At 74.0% G+C, this 3,200-nt stretch carries 2 protein-coding genes; both read right to left on the reverse strand.

The features are described from left to right. Nucleotides 1–529: 529 nt before the first annotated feature. Entirely contained in the window at nucleotides 530–1,213 is a 684-nt protein-coding gene (locus tag ACSNOK_RS32000; RefSeq protein WP_436784294.1) for a hypothetical protein, read from the reverse strand. Between the two features lie 378 nt (nucleotides 1,214–1,591). After that, nucleotides 1,592–2,371 carry a bifunctional DNA primase/polymerase gene (locus ACSNOK_RS32005; protein ID WP_436784295.1) on the reverse strand — a complete coding sequence of 260 codons (780 nt, stop codon included), beginning with the start codon at nucleotides 2,369–2,371 and terminating at the stop codon, nucleotides 1,592–1,594. Between the last annotated feature and the right edge of the window lie 829 nt (nucleotides 2,372–3,200).

Raw genomic sequence — 3,200 nt, forward strand, 5'->3', positions numbered from 1 at the left:
CGTTCCGGAGGGGTGTGCTTCGGGTCTGAGGGCGGTTGGTCGGGTGGGGGTTTCGTGCGGTCGGCGAGCGGACTGGCGGTCTCCGCTTCTTCCTCGGACGGCGTCGTTCCGGGCGTCGGAACCCGCCACTCGCGTGACTCCTGTCACAACTCCCGCTGTCAGACCGGAAATCGGCGTCCGGAAATCCACGATCGAATTTGCGAACCGCCGATCTCTTGTTACCGTTCTAGGAGCCCGGTCGCTGGTGCATCCCCCGTCGCCAGCGATCGGGCGCTTCCATGCCCGGATACCGGCGGTCGCCGTCGTGGATCACCGGGCGTCTCCGGGAGCGGGCCTCCGGACATCCCCCAGGGAATCCCCTCAGGCCGCCCCGGTCTCCCTCTCCGAGCGTCGCAGGCCGAGGCCACGACGTTTCTCCTGCCCGCCGGCGGCAGGCGGCCACACGGCCCTTCCGCGCCGCCGGGAAACGGCCGAGCGGGGCCGCGGAACGCCGACGCGCGCCGGAAGCGGGCGTTCCACGAGGTCCGCGTCAATCCTCTCCGGGCTCCGACGAGTTGCCGCCGGAGCGGAGGAGCAGCTTCCCATCGGCCGAGGCGATCTCCGCGACCGCCGCATATGCGCCATGTCCGCGCACGGTCCGCCGCCGAGGGGTCTCACAGGTGTCCGGGGTGTCCGTGGCGGGCATCGGACAGCGCGTCTGGAGCGATCCGCCGTCCGGTGCCATCAGCGTCAGTACGCCCGTGACCGGAGCGTCGGTGCCGTTCCGGTAGTACGTCCGCGCCCAGGTCTCCGCGCCTTCGGTCAGGACGCACGTCTGGGCCTCCAGGCCGTCGGGGGTGTCGAGTTCGGGACCGCAGCGGGTCACGGCGGGCGGCTCGTCCGGCGCCGCCGGGCGCGCGGGGGAGGACGAGCCGCCCGCGCCCTTCCAGCCGTCGCCCGCCAGGGCGCCGGCCGCCCCCGTGAGCGCGTCCCGGGGGATCTCGTCCGTCACCTTCCCGACCGGGGTCACGGGCTTCCGGACGGCCGCCGGACGGCTCCCGGACGGTTTCCGCTCCGGTCCGGCCTCGGGCCGGCCCGCCGGGGCCGCGGGGCCCGCCGTCGCCGCCGCGAGCGGCAGGACGACGGCGAGCGCCACCGCGGCCGCGAGCGCGACCAACCGGAGATTCGCTGCACGTTGCTGGGACACGCCGGGCACACCGGACGCACGCTCCATGGGACCACCTGCGACTCGCCGCGGACACTGGACGCGGGACGGTTCGAGCGCGTCCCGCCGGACCGGCGCGGCCTTACCGGCGTCCGGTCGGAACCCGCCGGCGACGACCGGCGTTCGACCGGCACCGCTTCCGACGCAGGCCCGGTCCCCGAACATAGCGGCCGTCACCCCCGGCACCCCGCCGTTCGCCACCCGAATCCCGCAGTTCTCGGCGCGGCTTGCACCCGTACGAGTGAGAGCGCGTGCGTCTCCCGTCCGTACGCGCTCCACGGGCGAGCCGCGCCCGAGGCTTGCGGGATCTTTCCGTTCGTCCCGCCCGTTCAATCCGGCGGTTCGTTCCGGCGAGTCTCCGATCGCTCCGGAGCCCCCCGGAGCCGCTCAGTACGCCAGCCGGCTGCCGCCGCCCGGCGTCCCGGTGGCCGCGCTCTGCTCGACCAGGACGTCCACCACCGAGGCCACGTCCGGCAGCCACGGCCGCGCGCCCGCCGCCGTGCCCCCGGCGGCGCCGCCCCCGCTGCCCCCCGCGGCACCGGCGGCCCTGGCGAACGGCCGTGCCGTGCGGTCGCGCCCGGAGGACGCGCCGACGGGCTGCGGCGCCCGCTCCCAGCGGGCCCGGCCGGGGCCCGTGGTGGACGGGGGGAGGACGACGTAGCCGCCGTCGCCGTGGAAGCGGAGCGAACCGGGCACCCACTCCTGGCTGTGCAGCAGTTCGCCGAGCACCTCCAGTGAGTAGGGCGCCACCAGGAGCGTCCAGCGCGTCGGCGTGGCCACCACCGGGCCAAGGCGCACGCCCGCGCGGTCGAAGGCCGCCAGCGCGCGCGCCCCGGCGATCGCCGGGAGGCTCACGGCACTCGCCGCGCGCCCCCCGGTGGCGAGGACGACCGGGGCCTCCGGGCGGTTGGTCCACCACCAGCGGACCATCCGCGCGTCCGTGGTGGCCGCCAGCAGCCCCGGGTCGAAGGGGTGGGCGCCCGGTACCGCGCAGTCCGGGTGGGAGCAGCCGCATTCGCGCACGCGGCCGATGCCGGGCCGGAGGCCCACACCGGGGAGTACGGGCCACTGCCACTCCGTGGCGTAGGTCAGGGCCGCGGTGACCACCGCGGACCGGCCCGGCCGCCGGAGCGAGAGCTTGCGTCGCCTTCCGAGGATCTCGCGCATGAGCGCTCGTTCCTTTCCGTGAACGCCGAAGGTGGGCCCGGGTCGGAGACCAGGGCCGTCAGGGCACTGCATTCGTTGCATCAGGGCACTGCATGTCGTTGCAGGTGCAGCATCCGCGTGTCGCATTACATGGCACTACGGTCGCCGTTCGCGCGGCACTCGACGCGCCGCCGCGCTTCATCGTCGGCGCACCACATGGATCACAGGTCACTGCGCGTACAACGCAGCGCATCACGCCTGGGGCCGAGCGTGAAACATGGCGGAGGGTGGCGCACGCATGGCGCTTGGTGCTGGGGCCGGTACGCCCCTCGCCCACGGCATGGGTTCCCCCATGCCACTCGGGGACGGGCACGGCCGTTGCCGGGTAAGACGCCCGGGTGTTCCGCCGGGTTCCGGGGCGCCCCCAACTCCCCCTGCCCTTCCTCAAGTACGTACCCACCGCGGTGGCGGTGACGCGCTGTCGAGCACGGCCAGTCGACCGCAATTCGGCGAGCACAGCACTATTTTCCGGCCAACTTCAAAACCCCTCAGACACCATCATTCCCACTGGTCCAATGCTGGACATCCCCTCACCGGGGCGTGTACATGTGGAGTCACCGATAGCGCGCACCACGACAGGGGGTTTGCGGTGCTATTCCATGGAACACGCAGGCCGACGGGCTGGTCGAAGCCGGTCGCCGGAGCCCTGCGGACGCCCTCCGGGGCGGGCCCCGAGGCCGTCTCCGCATGGGCCCGGCGGAGCAGACGGCCATGAGCGCCCCCCACCTTCCGAAAGTGGCCGGAATCGATCCGCCCCTCCCCGCCCCGGCCGTGGCTTCTGCTTCCGCCG

This window comes from Streptomyces sp. URMC 126 (genome assembly GCF_051386555.1).
In the GTDB taxonomy this organism is placed as follows: domain Bacteria; phylum Actinomycetota; class Actinomycetes; order Streptomycetales; family Streptomycetaceae; genus Streptomyces.

What these genes read in the sequence shown, in the direction of transcription:
- ACSNOK_RS32005 (WP_436784295.1), bottom strand. Translation starts at nt 2,371, where the DNA reads ATGCGCGAGATCCTCGGAAGGCGACGCAAGCTCTCGCTCCGGCGGCCG.
- ACSNOK_RS32000 (WP_436784294.1), bottom strand. Translation starts at nt 1,213, where the DNA reads ATGGAGCGTGCGTCCGGTGTGCCCGGCGTGTCCCAGCAACGTGCAGCG.